Raw genomic sequence first — 18,378 nt, forward strand, 5'->3', positions numbered from 1 at the left:
GGAAGATGAAACGCATCGATGAAATCGCGAAAGTGGCCGGAATGGTGGCCATGGCGAGCCTGCTCTGCGCGTGTTCGGCGTTTAAGGAAAGCGGGTACGGCGTGGGTCCGCAGGCCGAGCGTGCAGCATTGATGGACGCGGCGGCGCAGAAACAGGCGGCACCCGACACGCCCGGCATGTACCTGGGCCTGATCGAGCGGATGCAGTCGCAAGGACTGTATTACGCGTCGCTCGCGCATATCGACGCGTACGAAAAGCAATATGGTGCGTCACCGCAGACCATCCTGCTGCGCGCCGACGCGTTGCGCATGACCGATCAGCCGGCTGCGAGCACGGCCGTATACACGCAACTGCTCAACACGCCGCTGGCAGCGCGCGGGTATCGTGGGCTGGGGCTGATCGCGGGTGCGGCAGGCGATTTTCCGCGCGCTGCACAGGCGTTGTCGCAGGCGACGGTGCTGGCACCGACCGATGCCGCGACGCTGTCGGATCTCGCCTACGCCAAGCTGCGCAGCGGCGATGTCGACGGTGCGCGAATCCCGCTGATGAAGGCGGCCGAACTCGATCAGAACAATCCGAAGATCATCAGCAACCTGGTGCTGTATCTGCTCGCGTCCGGGCGTACACACGATGCACAGCGGCTGATGGCGCAGCAGAAGCTGTCGATTGAAATTCGCAACGATATCCGCGGCGACGCGATGAAAATCACGACGGCCGCACGCGCGTGGCGCCGCACGGCACCGTCGCCGGGCTCGATCGCGACGGCGACGCCGCTGGTCGGCTCTGGCAGTGTGGTCAACGTGTCGGGTGCCGATGTCGCACGGCGGCCGTCGCCGGTCGCAAACATTCAGGGATTCGATCCCACCGCGCCGCTGCTGCAGCGGTTCGCACAATGATGACAAGGCATTCGGGGGGAAGTGACATGACGAACAACAAAGGTTTGATTCGCCGTCTCGCAGGGCTGCACCGCGTTATCACACTGGTTGCCTTGATGGGGGCCGCGACGGCAGCGCATTGCGAGGAATCGATGCCTTCGGCATCGGAAGTCGGCCATTCGACCAATGCGCTGCTCGCGCTGCAGCGCGACAGCCGTGCGGCCGGGCCGGGATTGCCGATGCTCGGCGACACAGCGTCGCTCAGCTACCAGCGCTATCTCGATTCGTTCAAGCACAAGATTCCGGAGTCGATGGGATCGCCGGTCAACTCGAACGGCAATGGCGGGTCGGGTGGGCAGCAGTCCATGAAATCGTATTGAGCGAGGCGGCAATGATCGCGGCTCGCCATTCATCCCATCGCGTGACCAGGCGAGGTCATACCGCGCCACGGCGCCAGCGCGGCTCGGTCGTCGTCATGGCATCCGTATGGATACTGCTGGCGATGGTGATTCTCGGTTCGGTCGACATCGGCAACGTGTTCATGGCCCGTCGCGACATGCAGCGCGTCGCCGATCTCGCGGCACTCGCCGCAGTCCAGCGGCTGGACGACACGTGTGCGAACGTGACGAGCGTGGCCACGAACAACGCATCGAAGAATGGCTTTTCCGTCGGCGGTACCACGACGCTGTCGGCCGATTGCGGCTACTGGGCGCCGACGGCCACGGGGTCGTCGAGCACTTTCTATACGTCGAAGACGTCGGTCCCCAAGCTGACCCAGCTGAATGCGGTCCGGGTCACGATTTCCAAGGTGATGCCGTATTTCTTTTTCGGACCGACGCGCACGGTGACCGCCACGTCGACCGCAAAAGCGACCAACGTCGACACGTTCTCGATCGGCGCGACGCTGGCCGCCGTCGGCGGCGTCGGCTGCTCGGGCGTGCCGAGCGGCAATCCCGGCCTGGTGAATGCGCTGCTGGGCGCGTTGCTGCAAGGCCAGGGCGGAACGCCGCTGACGCTTAATCTCGTGTCGTACCAGGGGCTCGCATGCGCGAACGTCAAGCTGGGCGACATTGCGGTTGCGTTGCAGTCGCTGTCCGTCGGCAACGGAACGATGGGCGGGCTGGTCAATGCGCAGGCATCGGTCGGAACGCTGCTGAAGGCGATGGTGACGGCCGTCGGGAAGACCACCACACTCGGCGCCACTCTGCAGTCGAGTGCCACCGGTGCGCTGAACAACATCCTCAACCTGAGCCTGCTCAGCAATACCAACATCAAGGTCGCGAGCCTGACGGGGCAGGGTGCAACGTCACTGCTCACGCTCGGTCTCGCGAATGCGCAGGCGGCGGCCGACGCGACCGTGAACGTGCTCGATCTCGTAATGGCGATGGCGCAAATCTCGCACAGCGGCAAGCCAGGCATCGTGATCGGCGCCAACGTGCCGCTGACGCTGCCGAACGGCAATTCTGTATCGATCGTGCAGTTGCAGGTACAGGTCATCAGCCCTCCGACCATCGCCGTGGGCGAAGGCGGGAAGGACGCGACCGGCGCATGGCGCACCGTTGCGACGAATGCGCAGATCGGCCTCTATCTTCTCGTCAACCTCGGTGTCAATCCCTTGCCGGTTGTGGTTTCCGCGAACGTTTACCTGCCGCTTTACGTGCAACTGGGTGCCGGCAGCGCGACGCTGCTGTCGACCAATTGCCTGACTTTGCCGAATTCGGCCACGATCAGCGCGCAACCGAGCGTTGCGAATCTCTGCATCGGCCAGCCGCCGCTCAGCGGGAACCTGCTCAATCTGCCGGCGACCTACAGCTGCTCGACGCCCGCCAAGGTGCTCGATGTGCTGGTGCTGGCTGGCGCGGTGGAAGTTTCTGCGACCGTCTCGAACGTGTCGGTGAATCTGGCCGGCAACACGGCGACCAACACGTTTTACGGACGGGGCGGAAGCGATCCGTCTTACTACTGGACCACCAACACGAATGCGCTGGGTTCAGCCGTGAGCAATGCATTGGCGGGGCTGAGCTCCGCTACGATCACTCCGAAAGTGGACCTGCTGTTCGGACTATTGACCGTCACGATCACGCCGGATTTCATTTCGCAACTGCTGGGCGTATTGACCGGCATTTTGGGCCCGCTGTTGAGCGCGCTGGACGGTATCATCGATCCGCTGCTGGATCTGCTTGGCGTCCAGCTCGGTGCCGCTACGGTGCATCAGATGTCGCTTACCTGTGGCGCTGCACAAACTGTCAGTAATTAGAGAAGCAAGACCACCCGATGAGAACCCCCTCCGCAATCGCAGAACTCGACCTGTACGTCTGGGAAGGCAAGGCGGACATCGTCGACCGCGTTGCCCGCTGCATGGCGAGCTTCGATGTCGAAGTGATCCGCGCCGACAATGCGGAAATCTCGCCGGAGCGCGCCGCGTTGCGGCCGTCGCTCGCGATCATCAGCGTGACGATGATCGAAACCGGCGCGGCGTTCCTGCGCGACTGGCAGGCCAACATCGGCATGCCGGTCGTCTGGGTCGGCGCGGCGCGCGACCACGACGCGTCGCAATATCCGCCCGACTATTCGCATATCCTGCCGCTCGACTTCACCTGCGCCGAGCTGCGCGGCATGATCGGCAAGCTGGTCACGCAGCTGCGCGCGCATGCGGCCGATACGCTGCAGCCGTCCGAACTCGTCGCGCACTCGGAGTCGATGCAGGCGCTCCTGCACGAGGTCGATACGTTCGCCGACTGCGACACCAACGTGCTGCTGCACGGCGAAACCGGCGTCGGCAAGGAACGTATCGCACAATTGCTCCATGAAAAGCATTCGCGCTACCGGAACGGCGAATTCGTGCCGGTCAACTGCGGTGCGATTCCGGACGGCCTGTTCGAGTCGCTGTTCTTCGGGCACGCGAAAGGCTCGTTTACGGGCGCGGTTGTTGCGCATAAAGGCTATTTCGAGCAGGCGGCGGGCGGCACGCTGTTCCTCGACGAAGTCGGCGACCTGCCGTTGTACCAGCAGGTCAAGCTGCTGCGCGTGCTCGAGGACGGCGCCGTGCTGCGGGTCGGCGCGACGACGCCGATCAAGGTCGATTTCCGTCTCGTCGCGGCCAGCAACAAGAAGCTGCCGCAGCTCGTGAAGGATGGCCTGTTCCGCGCCGATCTTTACTATCGGCTCGCGGTGATCGAGCTGAGCATTCCGTCGCTGGAGGAACGGGGCGCTGTCGACAAGATCGCGCTGTTCAAGTCGTTCGTCGCGGAGGTGGTGGGCGAGGAGCGGCTCGCGCAACTGTCAGACCTGCCTTACTGGCTCGCGGACGCGGTCGCTGACAGCTATTTCCCCGGCAACGTGCGTGAGTTGCGCAACCTTGCGGAGCGCGTCGGCGTGACGGTGCGGCAAACGGGCGGCTGGGATGCCGCTCGACTGCAGCGGCTGGTCGCGCATGCGCGCAATGCGGCGCAGCCGGTGCCGGCGGAGAGCGCGGCAGAGGTCTTCGTCGACCGCAGCAAGTGGGACATGAACGAGCGCAGCCGCGTGATCGCCGCCCTCGACGCAAACGGTTGGCGGCGCCAGGATACGGCGCAGCAGCTTGGTATCAGCCGGAAGGTCCTGTGGGAAAAGATGCGCAAGTATCAGATATTCGACGAAGAGCCCGAGACCCGCGAAAGCGAGTAATTAATGAGATAAAATCGCGCTGAATTACAACGACACGGGCGGGGAATTGAAATTCATGAGCCATATGACGGGGTTGGGGCGGGCGTGTGTGTTGCTCGCCATGATGGGAGGCATGCAGGGCGCGTTCGCGCAGGGGTTGGCCGGCAATGCATCGCCGGCGGTGCAGCAGGCGTCGGCACCGGTGGCGGCGATTCCGGTGATCGATCAGCAGGTTCAGACCTCGGTGCAGCCGCAGGCGGGCGAGACCACCGGGCAGAGCACGGTCGACGAACTGCAGCGCCAGATCCAGGCGCACTCGCTGACGGAAATGCGCACCAGCTATAACGGCAGCTATGGCGCGAGCCTGCTGTTCAGCGTGAAGGACGGTTCCTATTTCGTCGCGCTGTTCCAGCAGAAGGCGTTCTGGCGTGTGATCAAGACGTACGACGAGACGCGGGCGGAAGCGATCTATCGCGATTTTTCGCGTCAGGCGGAACGGCTGGCCGTCAATGAGCTGCGTGCGGCGAAGCTGGAATCGCAGAAGGCGCAGATGGACCGGCAGATCGAAGTGACGCAGGAACGCGCGCGGCGTCTGCAGGCGGACATCTCGATCGCACGCGAGCAGCAGGCAGCGGTCGCGGATCGCCAGAAGAGCGTTCGTACCGAAACGGCGGCGTTGCAGGCGCAACAGGCGCAGCTTCAGTCGCAACTGCGCGCATTGCAGCAGCAGGTGCGTTCGCTGCAGCGCGAGGCCGACGCAGGCTTGCCGACGACGGCACGCTGAGCGATCACGGCACGGCCGGTGCGGCGACATGCCGCGCCGACCCACCAGAAAAAAGGGCAAGCCACTTGGCTTGCCCTTTCGTTTTACTGGCCGTCCGGCACGATTCGCCGACGCCGCGTGACGATCACCGGCCCGTTGCCGCCGCGCGTGTCGGACGGCGACGTGTTGCCCGATGCGTCGCCGGCATCACGCGGTGCACCGTAGCTCTCACGCGGGGCGCCATAGCCTTCGCGGGGCTCGCGCGGCGCGCCGTAACCCTCGCGTGGTTCACGCGAGCCATAACCTTCGCGCGGTTCACGCGAACCGTAACCTTCACGCGGTTCGCGCGAGCCGTAGCCGCCGCCGTCGCCGCGCGCTTCGCGGGCGCCGCCGTGCGAGCCGTACGGGCTGTGGCCGCCGCCTTCGCGGCCGCCCGGCCGGCCGCCGGTACGCGGCCCGCGGGGGCCGCCGCCGCCCGGGCGCGAACCGCCGGTGTCGAGCTGGATCGTGGAAATCGCACGCTTGTAGATGCCTTGCAGACCCACGGGGGTGCGCAGCATCACCAGGTACTGGTCGAACGACTCGATACACCCCGTCAGACGAATGCCGTTGACGAGATAGATTTCAACACGCTTACGTTCCTTGCGCGCCGAATTGATGAAGTCGTTTTGCGGATGGGATTCTGCGGGATTGGCCATTGAGGTGCGGCAGGAGCCTGCGTCAGAGAATATGTTGTGCGTGTGTGGCGTGGTTGCCCACCAAGTATTGGGCGGGATTTTACCCTGTTCGTTCCACCAGTGCGCAGTCGTGATTGTGTCGAACCGTAACCCACTATAGACGTTCCCGTGCATTTTCGCGATTCGGTCGAATGGCTAGTGCCGTTTCGTTACGTCGCGTTACGACTCTCGCAACGGCGTAGCACCTGGCGATGCGTGATGCGATTACATTCGACGCGCATGCCGGGCTGGCCGGCGGATCCGGGAAGGGGAACATGAACAAGAGGGGATTGGCGGTGTGGGTCGGGAGTGTGGCATTGCTCGCTTCCGGCAGTGCTGTGGCGGGACACGTCGACCTGTCGGTGGGCATCGGCGTGCCGGTCGCGCCGGTCTATGTCGAGCCGGCGCCGGTCTATGTGGCGCCGCAGCCGGCAGTGGTCGCCTATCCGGGTTACGGGTACGGCTACTACGGCGACGAGGACGACGACGGTTACCGGAGATGGCGCAAGCACTATTACAAGCATTGGCGCAAGCATCACGACGATGACGACGACTGAGCGCGACGCGCGCGGCGCCGGTGACGATCAGAACGCGTAATCCGGATTCTTCGGGTCGAACGCGGATTCGTCGAGCGTCGCCGGCGCGATTTTCTCGATGATGATCCGTTCGAAGATCTTGCCGTCGTTGTCATAGGATTCGACGGTCCTGAAGTACGGCGCGTGCAGGTCGAGCCCAAGGATTTCCTTCTTCGCGTAGAACTGCGGGCGGCCGGTCGGCGTCTCGTAGGTGAGCGCGACGACGCGTACGCCGCCGATCGTCTTCGCTTCCACCTGCGTCGGCCGCTGCACGCCGGCTTCCTGGTATTTCTTTCCTTCGGTCAGGTACAGGTTCGTGATGAACTCGGTGCCGAGATCCTTCACCTGGTGATTCGACTGTGCGCGTGCAAGTGCGCCGTCGAGCGCCGTCCATAGCGGAATCTTGCCGAGCAGGCCGCCGAGATGGCCGTACATCTCGTCCTTGCGCTGGGTCGTGTCGTAGATCGTTTCCTGTCCCGCGTGCGCGCCGCCCGGCAGCCATTTCGCATAGACCCGCAACGGTTCGCGGGTCGTCTTCACGAGCATGCGGTCGGGCGTGTCGGACCATTTCCCGCTGATGCGCTCCTGGCGCACCATCGTGAATTGATAGGACGGATAGCCGTTGGGTCCATTGCGGATATAGAGCGGGACGGCAAGCGGATCGAGTGCCTTGAACAGCGCCGTGAGCGTCGCGTCGTCGAGTTGAGCGAGCGTGCCGCGCTGGGCGGCCGCGCGCAGCCAGCGCGCCTGCTGCGCGATCGGCTCGCGCGTGATCTTCGAGAGGTCGGCCGGCAGCGCGGCCTCCTGTACCGCACTCGCGGCGGCGGTTTCCTGCGCATGCAGGCCGGCTTGCGCGAGCGACAGCATGCACGCGACGGCCGCGGCGGCGTGCCGCGTGCGGCGCTTCATTCCTTCGTTCATCGACAGCGTCTCCCGGGGGCGATGGATCGTCAGCCTTGCTTCGCGGCCTTGAGCCTGGCGAGTTCCTCGTCGCGCAGCGCGCGGCGCAGGATCTTGCCGACGTTCGTCTGCGGCAGCGCGTCGCGGAACTCGACGAGCTTCGGCATCTTGTAGCCGGTCAGGTTCTTGCGGCAATGCGCGAGCACGTCATCGACCGTCAGCGTCGGGTCGCGGCGCACGACGAAGACCTTGATCCGTTCACCCTGCACTTCGTCCGGAATGCCGATCGCGGCGGCTTCGCTGATGCCCGGATGCATGACCAGCACTTCCTCGATCTCGTTTGGATATACGTTGAAGCCCGAGACGAGGATCATGTCCTTCTTGCGGTCGATGAGGCGGATGAAACCGCGCTCGTCCATCACGCCGATGTCGCCGGTGCCGAGCCAGCCGTCGGCGTCGATCACCTTCGCGGTCTCGTCGGGCCGCTGCCAGTAGCCGCGCATCACCTGCGGGCCATGCACGCACAGCTCGCCCGGCTCGCCGACGGCGGCCCAGGTGCCGTCCTCGCGCCGGAAGCGCACGAGCGTCGACGGGGCCGGCAGGCCGATCGAACCGCTGAACGCCGCCATGTCGTTCAGGTCGACCGGATTCATCGTGACGATCGGCGAGCATTCGGTGAGCCCGTAGCCTTCGACGACCGGCCGCCCCGTGACCTCCTGAAAGCGCTCCGCGACCGCGCGCTGCATCGCCATGCCGCCGGCCATCGCGAGCTTGAGCTTCGAGAAGTCGCGTTTGCGGAATTCCTCGTTGTCGAGGAACGCGTTGTACAGCGTGTTGATCCCGGTGATTCCGGTGAACGTTTCGTTGCGGATGATCTTCATCACCATCTTCATGTCGCGCGGGTTCGCGATCAGGATGTTGCGCCCGCCGAGTCCCATGAAGATGAACGCATTCACGGTCAGCGAATAGATGTGATAGAGCGGCAGCGGCGTCAGCACGGTTTCGACTTCGCCCGAGACCTGGTCGGCGATCCACGCCTTGGCCTGAAGCAGGTTCGCGATCAGATTGCCGTGCGTGAGCATCGCGCCTTTCGCGACGCCGGTCGTGCCGCCGGTGTATTGCAGGAACGCGAGATCGTCGCGCGTCGTCTGCACCGGTTGCGGTTTGCCGCGCGCGCCCAGCGCGAGGGCGGAGCGCAGCCGGATCGCCTGCGGCAGGCTGTAGGCCGGCACGAGCTTCTTCACGTGCTTCAGCACGAAATTGATCAGGCGTCCCTTCGCATTGAAACCGTCGGCGAGCAGATCGCCGAGCGCGGTGACGACGATGTTCTTCACCTGCGTTTCGGGCAACGCGTCCTGCAGCGTGCGTGCGAAGTTCTCGAACACGACGATCGTCTGCGCGCCGCTGTCCTTCAACTGGTGCGCGAGTTCGCGCGCGGTATAGAGCGGGTTGACGTTGACGACGATTGCACCGGCCTTCAGCGTTCCGAACAGTGCGACCGGGTACTGGAACGTATTCGGCAGCATGATCGCGACGCGGTCGCCCGGCTTCACGCCGATGCTTTGCAGATACGACGCGAACGCATCGACTTTCTGCGCGAGCGTGCGGTAGGTCATCGATGCGCCGGCGCTCACGTAGGCGACGCGCTCGGCGAAGCGCGTCGTGCATTCGTCGAAGAACTGCACGAGCGATGCGTACTGCGTGACGTCGATCTCGTGCGGCACGCCGGGCGGATACGACGCGTACCAGATGCCGTCGGTGTTCGGCGGGAGCTGGGCCGCTGCGGTTGCTGCGGATGAGGACATGATGTGTCTCCGGTGTCGGCGAGAGTTAGCGCTTCAGCGCTTACTCTCGTCCCATGCTTTGCGGTCGACGAGAATTAGCGCGTCAACGCCTACTCTCGCCCATGCTTCGCGGACGGTGAGAGCCGCCACTTCAGCGCGCTATTCTCGCCATGTTTTTTCGTCGTCGAGCGCAAGCCAGCCCTGGCTTTCGCCGCATGACATTCGTTCGGCCCGGCCCGGCGCATCAACGCCGGCCCGGGCCGCCAGAATCGTGAATCGCTGCCTGCACGGCCATGCGCGATCAGCTCGCCGAATGCATCGCCGCCGGATCGGCAGCCGGCGCGCTCGACGGCAGCCCGAACGCCTCGCTTGCACCCGCATCGTCGAGTACGGCCGCGAAGATCGACAACTGCGCGCTGTCGGGCATCGGCGCCTTCAGCGCGGCGACGATCAGCGACGACAACCGCGCGATCATCTGAACGTCGTTCATCGTGCGGCCTTGCGAGAATTCATCGATGAGGCTTTCGGTCTCGGCACCGGCCAGTGCGCCGGACAGCGCGCCGATCGCGAAGTGCAGCCGCCAGCCGAGCTCCGTGCGCGGCAGGTGCGGCAGCGCGCGCTGGAAGGCGTCGAAGAAGCGGCCTGCGACGCTCGCGTAGTGCGCGGTCAGGAAGTTGCGCACGAACGGCGATGGGTCGGTGTACGCGCGGCCGATCAGCCGCAGGAACGCGGGGCCGCCGCGCTCGGGGTCGCGTGACGCCTTCAGCGCGGGAATGAACATCGCACCGAGCACGTGCTCGCAGGTGATGTGCGCACCGAGCTGCGCATCGAAGCGGTCGAGGATGCCGAGGCGCTCCTGGTTGAGCTGGTCGAGCCGGCGCGACAGCATCGCGTGGATCAGCGCTTCCTTGCTGCCGAAGTGATAGTTGACCGCGGCGAGATTCACCGCCGCGCGCGACGTGATCTGCCGCATCGACATCGCTTCGAAGCCATGTTCGATGAACAGGTCCTCGGCCGCATCGAGAATGCGCGCCTTCGTCCCGCCGGTCTGCCGGTTGCCGGATGACCGCGTCCCGGACGGCCGTCCGGCCGACGGTCGCCCCTCCTGACTTACTGCCATGTCCCGCCTCCCAATGCCGGTCGCCCGGCCGCGAACAGGTGATTTGATTATCTGATTCAAACAGCCGTTTTTATTAAGATAAAAAAACGCGGGCGGCGCGGGCAAGCGAGGAATCTGGACAAATTCCTCTAGTCCGATGTGCGAATGCGGAAAGTATGTCGCGCGGCCCCGGCGGGACGGGGCGCGCGTGATGGTGCGATGCGGCAATACGCGGGCTCAGCCGACGGTGGTACGCGTATTGACCGATTGCGTCATGTCGATGCCGCGCCGTTCGCGGCTGAACAGGATCAGCACGGCGATCGCGACGGCCACGATGCCGGCCACGAGCGCGAGCGCGAAACCGTAGTCGTTGCCCTGGGAAACCGCGAGCGACGCCTGCATCGTCGCATTGCCGGAAGCGAGCAGGTTGCCGAGCTGGTAGACGACCCCGGGGAAGGTCGCGCGAATCTCGTCGGGCGAGATCTCGTTCAGGTGGACGGGGATTACGCCCCACGCACCCTGTACCGAGATCTGCATCAGGAACGCGCCGGCGGCGAGCGCGACCGGGCCGCTCGAGAACGCCCACAGCGGCAGCACCGGCAGCGCGATAAGCGCGGCGACGAAGATCGCGCGACGGCGGCCGATCTTCTCCGAGATCGCGCCGAACGACAGGCCGCCGACGATCGCGCCGATGTTCAGCACGATCGTGATCCACGACACGGTATGCGGATCGAAGTGATGCTGTTCGCGCAGGAAGGTCGGATAGAGGTCCTGCGTGCCGTGCGAGAAGAAGTTGAACGCGGTCATCAGCACGATCGCGTAGATCGTGAGTTTCCAGTTCTGCTGAATCGTGGTCGCGAGACTCGGCCGCGGACGCTTTTCCATCTGCTTCCAGGCCGGCGATTCGGGCACGTGCGTGCGCACGTACAGCACGAGCAGCGCGGGCAGTACGCCGACCATGAACATTCCGCGCCAGCCGATGTACTGGTAGAAGAGGCCGAACACGATGGATGCGAGCAGGTAGCCGCTCGGATAGCCGGCCTGCAGCAAGCCGGACACGAAGCCGCGCGCATGGGTCGGCACGGTTTCCATCGTCAATGCGGAGCCGACGCCCCATTCACCGCCCATCGCGATGCCGAACAGCGCGCGCAGCGCCAGCAGCGCGGCGAGACTCGGCGCGAAGCCGGACGCGAGTTCGAGCAGCGAATAGCACGCGATGTTGACCATCAGCGTCGGACGGCGGCCGAAGCGGTCGGCGAGCCGGCCGAAGACCAGCGCGCCGATCGGGCGCATCGCGAGCGTGAGCGTCAGCGCAAACGCGACGGCGGGGATCGTCGACGCGAATTCGGCGGCGATGTCCTTCAGCACGAAGACCATCAGGAAAAAATCGAATGCGTCGAGTGTCCAGCCGAGGTAGGCGGCGATCGTGACGTTGCGTTGTTCGCGGGTCCAGCTCATGTCCGAAGTCTCCTCGCAGGCTTGCGCGCTCACGATCTTCAGGTGGATGCCGGCCCGGGTGGCGCGCGGCGCGGGGGCATGGATCGAGTGTAGGCCGCAGCGCCGTACGATGTGGGGTGCGATAGCCGCGAATCGGGAATAATCCCTACGAAATGAACTGTTGAGAAAACGGAAATGCGTGTGCGCGAGACAGGCGACAGGCGTCTGTATCATTCCGGAAGGCTTTTTGTATCAGTTATGTAATGCGCGCGATGCGCATCGCTACCGTCACCGCATCAGGAGTCCCGATGACCGAACCATCCATTGCCGCGTTGCCCGTCCTGGAAACCGGGCGGCTGTGGCTGCGCCCGCGCGTGCTGGCCGATCTCGACGCGAGCATCGAGACGGATCGCGACCCCGAAGTCACGCGCTACATCGCGGGTCCGTGGCACGACCCTGACGAACATCGTCGCTTCGTCACGCACCGGATCACGCGCGCGTACCCGCCGGGCCTCGGCTATTGGTCGATCTTCGAGAAGACCGCGCCCGACGCGTTCATCGGCTGGATCCTGCTGATTCCCGACTACGCGGGCGGCGCGCGCGACGTCGAGATCGGCTGGCGGCTCGTGCGCGCGGCATGGGGGCGCGGCATCGCATGCGAGGCCGCCGCGGCCGTCGTGCGCCATGCGTTCGACACCGTGCGGCTGCCGCGCGTGATCGCCGATATCGCCGAGGCAAATACGGGTTCGCTGAACGTTGCACGCAAGCTCGGGATGCGGCGCGTGAGCGTCGTTCACGACGGAATTCCGTACGTGCGTCATCGTCTCGAGCGCGACGACCTGCGTGCATAGTGTTGCGTCGCGTCGACGCGCGGCCGGTTGTCAGAGATGGTCAAGCGCATGCGCATCGAGGCCGCGACGTATTAACGGCTCGCGAGATCAGGAGTATCGTTGCCGGAAATTCGCAACATGGGGTACGACCATGGCACTCGGCAACGACGTTCATCTCATTCCCGTCCGGCTCGACGCACTGCGTCCGACGCAAATGACGGTCGGCTATCGCGAAGTGAAAGCGAAGCGCAAGCACTGGAAGACGCTCGACAAGCGCGCACGCAAGGCCGCGATCGAGTCGCACTGGTTTCCGGCCGTCCTCGGCCCGGGCGGGCTGCACTACATCACCGATCATCATCACCTCGGCCTCGCGCTGATCGAGGAAGGGGAGACGCGCGTAAACGCGATGCTGCTGAAGGATTTGTCCTGGCTCGACGACACGATCTTCTGGCGGATGATGGAACACAACCAGTGGGTCCACCCGTTCGGCGCGGATGGTTCGCGTCGCGACTATGCACATCTGCCGAAGGCGCTTACGGGGCTCGAGGACGATCCGTACCGGAGCCTTGCGGGCGAGCTGCGCACGGCCGGCGGCTACGCGAAGGATGCGACGCCGTTCAGCGAATTCCTGTGGGCCGACTATCTGCGCCAGCACGTGACGCTCGACCAGATCCGCAAGAGCTTCTCGAAGGCGCTCGACGTCGCGCTGCACCGTGCACACGAGCAGGACGCGCGCTATCTGCCCGGCTGGTCCGGTGTCATCGCCGTCAAACCCTGATATGCGCCCGGCGCCTACCGCCTCATGACGACTGCCCCGACCCGTCCGGATGCCGGCCCTCAGCATCCCGAGCATTTCGCCGCACTCGGTGCGGCAACGCCGCCGCCCACGCAGCGCATCGGCCTCGATGCGCTGGCCGGCCTGTCGATTGCCGGGCTGCTGATTCCCGAGGCGGTCGCGTACGCGGGTCTCGCCAATCTGCCGCCGCAGGCCGGTCTCATCGCGTTGCTGTCCGGGCTCGTCGTCTATGCGCTGAGCGGCAGCAGTCGCTTTGCGATCGTGTCGTCGACGTCGTCGTCGGCGGCGGTGCTCGCCGCGACCGTGCTGGCCGAGTCCGGGATCGCGCTTGCCGCGCAGCTCGCACTGGCGGCCGCGCTCGTCGCGATGACCGGCGTGCTGTTCATCCTGGCGGGCGTCGCGCGCCTGGGCGGCATGTCGGATTTCGTCGCGCGTCCGGTCCTGCGCGGCTTCACGTTCGGCCTGGCGCTGACGATCGTCATCAAGCAACTGCCGAAGATTCTCGCGATTTCCGTGCAGCACAGCGATGCGCCGCGCGTCGCGCTCGACCTCGTCACCGGCGCGCCGCATGCGAACCTCGCGAGCGTCGCACTCGGCGCGACCGCGCTCGCGCTGTTGTTCGTGCTCGGCCGGCGCTCGCGCGTGCCCGCGACACTGGTGGTGATCGTGCTGTCGATCGCGGCCGGGTATATGGTCGACTGGCAGCACTACGGAATAGCGATCGTCGGACACATCGATTTCCGGCACCTCGAGTTCGGGCTGCCGCATCTCGACCGCAACGCATGGATGCAGACGGTCGAGCTCGCATTCGCGCTGATGCTGATCCTGTATGCGGAATCGTACGGATCGATTCGCAACTTCGCGCTGAAGCACGGCGACAGCGTGTCGCCGAACCGCGACCTCGTCGCGCTCGGCTGCGCGAATCTCGTGTCGGGGCTGCTGCACGGGATGCCGGTCGGCGCCGGCTATTCGGCGACGTCCGCGAACGAGGCGGCCGGTGCGCGATCGCGTTTCGCGGGCTTGTGGGCGGCCGGCGTGGTCGCGCTGATCGTGTGGCTACTGCTGCCGCAACTCGCGCGCACGCCCGAGCCGGTGCTCGCGGCGATCGTGATCTTCGCGGTCAGCCATTCGCTTCATCCGTCGGTATTCCGGCCATACTGGGTCTGGCATCGCGACCGGCTCGTCGTGATCGCCGCGCTGCTCGCGGTGCTCGTGCTCGGCGTGCTGCACGGACTGCTCGCGGCCATCGGCGTGAGCCTGCTCCTGACGCTGCGCAAGTTGTCGGAGCCGAACGTGAGCGTGCTCGGCAGGCTGCGTGACGGGCACGACTTCGTCGATGTCGCGAATCATGCCGATGCGAAGCCGGTGCCCGGTGTGCTGATCGTCCGGCCCGAGGCGCAGTTGTTCTTCGCGAACGCGGACCGGATGCTCAATCGCGTGCGTGCGCTGATGAAGGCCGCGCCCGATACGCGTACCGTGCTGCTGAGTCTCGAGGAAACGCCGGACGTGGACGGCACGACGATCGAGTCGTTGCGCACATTCGCGGCTGAATGCGCGGCCCGCGGGCTGCAGTTCGCGATCGTGCGGCTCAAGGAGCACGCGCTGCATGCGCTGCGCCGTGCGGCAGATGACACGCTGCGCGACGACGCGATGTCCGAACTGAGTGTCGACGAGAGCCTGCAATTGCTGCAGGCGCGCGGTAATGGCGGGAAGGGCGCGCAAGGCGGTGCGTGAAGACGTGGGGCGAACGCGCCGTCCGGCGCGTTCCGGCGCCGCCTAGTGCGATAGCGCGGCGTCTGCCGATTCGGTGGTCGCGGAATTCGCCATGACCTCTGCCACCTCGGCAGCCGTCGGCGCATACGCACCCGCATGCGCACAGGCGACCGCCGCGCAGGCTGCCGCGTAGCGCAAATGATCGGCGGCCGTGGCGCCAGGGCGAGCGAGCTGGCTGGCGAGCCAGCCACCGATGCTGGCGTCGCCGCAGCCGACGGTATCGGCGACCTCGGTCGCGAACGCCGGCTGGAACAGCGTGGTGTCGCGGTGCAGGAGCTGCATGCCGGTCGCACCGCGCGTGACGAGAATGCTCGCGTCGGGCGCCCACGCGCGCAATTGCGCGAGCGCGGCGGCTTCGTCGAGTTCGGGGAACAGGCCGCGCAGATCTTCGTCGGAGACCTTGATCCAGTCGGCGAGACTTGCCAGCTGGCGCAGCGTGCCGCGATACGATGGTGTGGCCATCGGCGCGCGATAGTTCGGATCGAACGAGATCCGCTTGCCGCCGGCACGTGCAGCCTGCACGACCTCGATCAGGCGCGACGCAAGCGGCTCGCGCACGACGCCGAGCGAGCCGACGTGCACGACCTCGGCCGCGTCGAGCGCGCCGTCGGGCAAGTCGGCCGGATCGAACGCGAGATCGGCGCTGTTTTCACCGATGAAGAAGTAGTCGGGCGGCTGCTTCGACACCACCATCGCGAGCAGCGGCGCGCGATCGACTTGCCGGATGAAGCGCAGGTCGAGCCCGGCATCGGCGCTCCCGCGCATCAGTTCGTCGCCGAAGATATCGCGGCTGACCGTGCCGGCGAAGGCGGTCGGCACGCCGAGCCGCGCACCGACGCGCGCCACGTTCCAGCACGAGCCGCCAGCGACGCTGCGCCAGTGCTGCGCGTCGTCGCGGATGAAATCGGTCAGTGCTTCGCCGAATACGATCAGGCGAGGGAACGTCGTCGTCATGTCGAAACCTTGTGCCGTCGCGTGTCGCTCGGCGGTGCAGCGGTTGAGGGGGGCGGACGGGCGGGGCCGGTGCCGCGCGCGGCGACGCGGCCCGGCGCCGCCCGGGATCGCGGGTCGGTAGCGTCGCGCGATCAGCGCGGGCTGCTCCAGCCCTTGTAGCCCTTCACGTTGTCGCGTGTGACGAGCGACGGCTCGATCAGGATCATCGGGTTGGCCGGCTTCTGGCCGTTCATGATCCCGTAGCCGACGTTGACGGCTTGCTGCGCCATCGCCCACGGGTCCTGGCTCGACGACGCCTGCACGAGCGTGTTCGACTTCAGCGCCACTTCGATGTCGGGTGCACCGTCGACCGACGTGATCACGATATTCGGGCGATTCAGCTGTTTCGCCGCGAGATCGCTGCCGATTGCCTGCGGATCGTTGATCGTGAACACGCCGTCGAGCTTCGGAAAGCGCGTCAGATAGCCCTGCATCGCGTTCATCCCGCCTTCGCGCGAGCCCTTGCCATCCTGGTCGCTCGACAGCAGCTTGATGCCCGGGTTTTTCGCGAGCACGGCCTTGCAGCCGTTCACGCGATCGATCACGGCCGACACCTGCGGGCCGTTCTCGATGATCACGTTGCCCTTGCCGTTGAGCTTCTTCGCGAGGTAGTCGCACGCGAGTTCGCCGGCCTTCACGTTGTTGGTCTGCACGGTCGCGTTCGCGCCGGCCGCAGCCACGTCAACCGCGACGACCGTGATGCCGGCCGCCTGCGCCTTCTTCACCGCCGGCTCGATCGCCTTCGGATCGGTCGCGTTCAGCAGGATCATGTCGACGTGCGCGGAGATGAAGTTGTCGATCTGCGTGAACTGCTTGTTCAGATCGTAGTCGGCCGATACCGCCGTGACCTTCGCGTTCGGGTTGAGCTGTTTCGCGCGCGCTTCGGCGCCTTTCACGATCGTGACGAAGTACGGGTTGCCGAGCGATCCAACCGTGACGCCGATCGATTTCAGTGGCTTGTCGGCCGCGTGGGCGGCGGTGGCGCTGAAGGCGAGCGCGCAGGCGATGGCGGTCAGGGCGGCTTTGTGCTTGAACATGTCGTTGTGTCTCCGAAAGGTCCGTTGGCGGACGGGCGCAGGAGGACCTGCCTGCGCCCTGATGGTTGGATGGTGAGAAATGCGCGGTGAGGAATGCGCGTCAGGTGCGGGCCGAGTCGCGCTGGCGATAGCGGTCGAGCGCGACTGCGCCGATGATCACGAGCCCCTTGATGATGTATTGCCAGATGTCGGACACGCCGAGCAGCACGAGGCCGTTGGTCAGCACCGCGATGATCAGCGCGCCGATCAGCGTGCCGACGATCGAGCCGACGCCGCCGACGAAGCTCGTGCCGCCGAGGATCACCGCCGCAATGGCATCGAGTTCGTACGACTGGCCGAGTTGCAGGCCGTTGGCCGCATAGAGCCGCGCGGCCGACATCACCGCGCCGAGGCCGGCGAGCAGGCCCGACGCCGCATACACGAACAGCTGGATCGCCCGCACGTTGATGCCTGACAGCCGTGCGGCTTCCGGGTTGCCGCCGACCGAGTAGATTCGCATCCCGAGCACGGTGCGGCGCAGGATGAACCACGACAGCGCGATCACCGCGACCGCGATCACGACGAGCCACGGCACCCCGAGGATCGTGCCGTTGCCGATGAACGCGAACGGCAATTGCGGGTTGAAGACGGTCGTGTCGTTGCCGATCAGGCGGGCGACGCCGCGCACGGCCGTCATCGCGCCGAGCGTGACGATGAACGGCGGCAGGCGCAGGAACGAGATCAGGCCGCCGTTGAGCGCGCCGAACACGAGGCCGACCGCGAGCGCGATCGGCACGCCGAGCCAGCCCCAGCCGGGAATGGTCGACGCGAGCAGCGCGGCGACGGCTGAAGCGGCGAGCACCGAACCGACCGACAGGTCGATGCCGCCCGTCAGGATCACGAAGGTCATGCCGGCGGCGAGCACGATGTTGATCGAGGCCTGCTGCGTGACGATCGACAGGTTCTGCAGCGTGAAGAAGCCGTCGGTCAGGAAGCCGAAGCCGATGCACAGAACCAGCAGCACCGGCAGCATGCCGGCGGTGCGCATCAGCGATTGCATGCGAGCGCGATGATCGGCGCCGCGCATCAGGGGCGTACGGTTGGCCACCGGATGGGCCGTCGCGGAAGCGAGGTTCCGCTGCTTGGTCGGGTTGATCATGTCGGTACCTGGACGTA

The 18,378-nt window shown here is 65.7% G+C and carries 17 protein-coding genes; 9 read left to right on the forward strand and 8 right to left on the reverse strand.

Annotated features, from left to right (window positions below):
• The first annotated feature begins 5 nt into the window (after window positions 1-5).
• From WI26_RS06960 to WI26_RS06980, 5 genes are all read left to right on the forward strand, one after another.
• Complete coding sequence (locus tag WI26_RS06960; RefSeq protein WP_069225553.1) at window positions 6-896, forward strand: pilus assembly protein; 891 nt, start codon at window positions 6-8, stop codon at window positions 894-896.
• A 131-nt stretch (window positions 897-1,027) separates the two neighbouring features.
• Window positions 1,028-1,255 (forward strand): DUF3613 domain-containing protein, encoded by a 228-nt coding sequence (locus WI26_RS06965; RefSeq protein ID WP_420480781.1) that lies wholly within the window; start codon window positions 1,028-1,030, stop codon window positions 1,253-1,255.
• Between the two features lie 11 nt (window positions 1,256-1,266).
• Window positions 1,267-3,132, forward strand: a complete 1,866-nt coding sequence (locus WI26_RS06970; RefSeq protein ID WP_069225554.1) for a TadG family pilus assembly protein — start codon at window positions 1,267-1,269, stop codon at window positions 3,130-3,132.
• Between the two features lie 17 nt (window positions 3,133-3,149).
• Window positions 3,150-4,541, forward strand: coding sequence for a sigma 54-interacting transcriptional regulator (locus WI26_RS06975; protein WP_059467618.1), 1,392 nt, complete (start codon window positions 3,150-3,152; stop codon window positions 4,539-4,541).
• 55 nt (window positions 4,542-4,596) lie between these two features.
• Complete coding sequence (locus tag WI26_RS06980; protein WP_059467617.1) at window positions 4,597-5,304, forward strand: DUF2968 domain-containing protein; 708 nt, start codon at window positions 4,597-4,599, stop codon at window positions 5,302-5,304.
• Window positions 5,305-5,387: 83 nt separating this feature from the next.
• Here WI26_RS06980 and hfq read toward each other — a convergent pair whose 3' ends face one another.
• A complete protein-coding gene (gene hfq / locus WI26_RS06985) occupies window positions 5,388-5,981 on the reverse strand; it encodes an RNA chaperone Hfq (protein ID WP_059537265.1) in 594 nt (197 codons plus the stop codon).
• Window positions 5,982-6,274: 293 nt separating this feature from the next.
• Between hfq and WI26_RS06990 the strand changes: the two genes are divergently transcribed.
• Window positions 6,275-6,556 carry a PXPV repeat protein gene (locus WI26_RS06990; protein WP_059537525.1) on the forward strand — a complete coding sequence of 94 codons (282 nt, stop codon included), beginning with the start codon at window positions 6,275-6,277 and terminating at the stop codon, window positions 6,554-6,556.
• Between the two features lie 27 nt (window positions 6,557-6,583).
• Here WI26_RS06990 and WI26_RS06995 read toward each other — a convergent pair whose 3' ends face one another.
• The 4 genes from WI26_RS06995 to WI26_RS07010 all read right to left on the reverse strand — a co-directional run bounded on the left by WI26_RS06995 (window position 6,584) and on the right by WI26_RS07010 (window position 11,815).
• Window positions 6,584-7,495: a DUF1571 domain-containing protein gene (locus tag WI26_RS06995; protein ID WP_069225555.1), complete on the reverse strand. Its 912-nt coding sequence runs from the start codon at window positions 7,493-7,495 to the stop codon at window positions 6,584-6,586.
• Between the two features lie 29 nt (window positions 7,496-7,524).
• Window positions 7,525-9,279 carry an AMP-binding protein gene (locus WI26_RS07000; protein WP_069225556.1) on the reverse strand — a complete coding sequence of 585 codons (1,755 nt, stop codon included), beginning with the start codon at window positions 9,277-9,279 and terminating at the stop codon, window positions 7,525-7,527.
• 280 nt (window positions 9,280-9,559) lie between these two features.
• The gene (locus tag WI26_RS07005; RefSeq protein ID WP_059537271.1) at window positions 9,560-10,378 is read right to left on the reverse strand and encodes a TetR/AcrR family transcriptional regulator; all 819 of its coding nucleotides are present in this window, start codon (window positions 10,376-10,378) and stop codon (window positions 9,560-9,562) included.
• Window positions 10,379-10,594: 216 nt separating this feature from the next.
• Entirely contained in the window at window positions 10,595-11,815 is a 1,221-nt protein-coding gene (locus tag WI26_RS07010) for an MFS transporter (RefSeq protein WP_069225557.1), read from the reverse strand.
• A 287-nt stretch (window positions 11,816-12,102) separates the two neighbouring features.
• Between WI26_RS07010 and WI26_RS07015 the strand changes: the two genes are divergently transcribed.
• The 3 genes from WI26_RS07015 to WI26_RS07025 all read left to right on the forward strand — a co-directional run bounded on the left by WI26_RS07015 (window position 12,103) and on the right by WI26_RS07025 (window position 15,154).
• Window positions 12,103-12,645: a GNAT family N-acetyltransferase gene (locus WI26_RS07015; RefSeq protein WP_069226365.1), complete on the forward strand. Its 543-nt coding sequence runs from the start codon at window positions 12,103-12,105 to the stop codon at window positions 12,643-12,645.
• Window positions 12,646-12,775: 130 nt separating this feature from the next.
• Window positions 12,776-13,402, forward strand: coding sequence for a ParB-like protein (locus tag WI26_RS07020; protein WP_059914041.1), 627 nt, complete (start codon window positions 12,776-12,778; stop codon window positions 13,400-13,402).
• 24 nt (window positions 13,403-13,426) lie between these two features.
• Window positions 13,427-15,154 (forward strand): SulP family inorganic anion transporter, encoded by a 1,728-nt coding sequence (locus tag WI26_RS07025; protein WP_069225558.1) that lies wholly within the window; start codon window positions 13,427-13,429, stop codon window positions 15,152-15,154.
• Between the two features lie 42 nt (window positions 15,155-15,196).
• Here the strand turns inward: WI26_RS07025 and WI26_RS07030 are convergent, their stop codons facing one another.
• The 3 genes from WI26_RS07030 to WI26_RS07040 all read right to left on the reverse strand — a co-directional run bounded on the left by WI26_RS07030 (window position 15,197) and on the right by WI26_RS07040 (window position 18,361).
• Window positions 15,197-16,147 carry a carbohydrate kinase family protein gene (locus WI26_RS07030; protein WP_069225559.1) on the reverse strand — a complete coding sequence of 317 codons (951 nt, stop codon included), beginning with the start codon at window positions 16,145-16,147 and terminating at the stop codon, window positions 15,197-15,199.
• A gap of 131 nt (window positions 16,148-16,278) precedes the next feature.
• A complete protein-coding gene (locus WI26_RS07035) occupies window positions 16,279-17,223 on the reverse strand; it encodes an ABC transporter substrate-binding protein (protein ID WP_069225560.1) in 945 nt (314 codons plus the stop codon).
• 100 nt (window positions 17,224-17,323) lie between these two features.
• Entirely contained in the window at window positions 17,324-18,361 is a 1,038-nt protein-coding gene (locus WI26_RS07040) for an ABC transporter permease subunit (protein ID WP_069225561.1), read from the reverse strand.
• Window positions 18,362-18,378 lie beyond the last annotated feature (17 nt).

The organism is Burkholderia diffusa (genome assembly GCF_001718315.1).
In the GTDB taxonomy this organism is placed as follows: Bacteria; Pseudomonadota; Gammaproteobacteria; order Burkholderiales; family Burkholderiaceae; genus Burkholderia; species Burkholderia diffusa_B.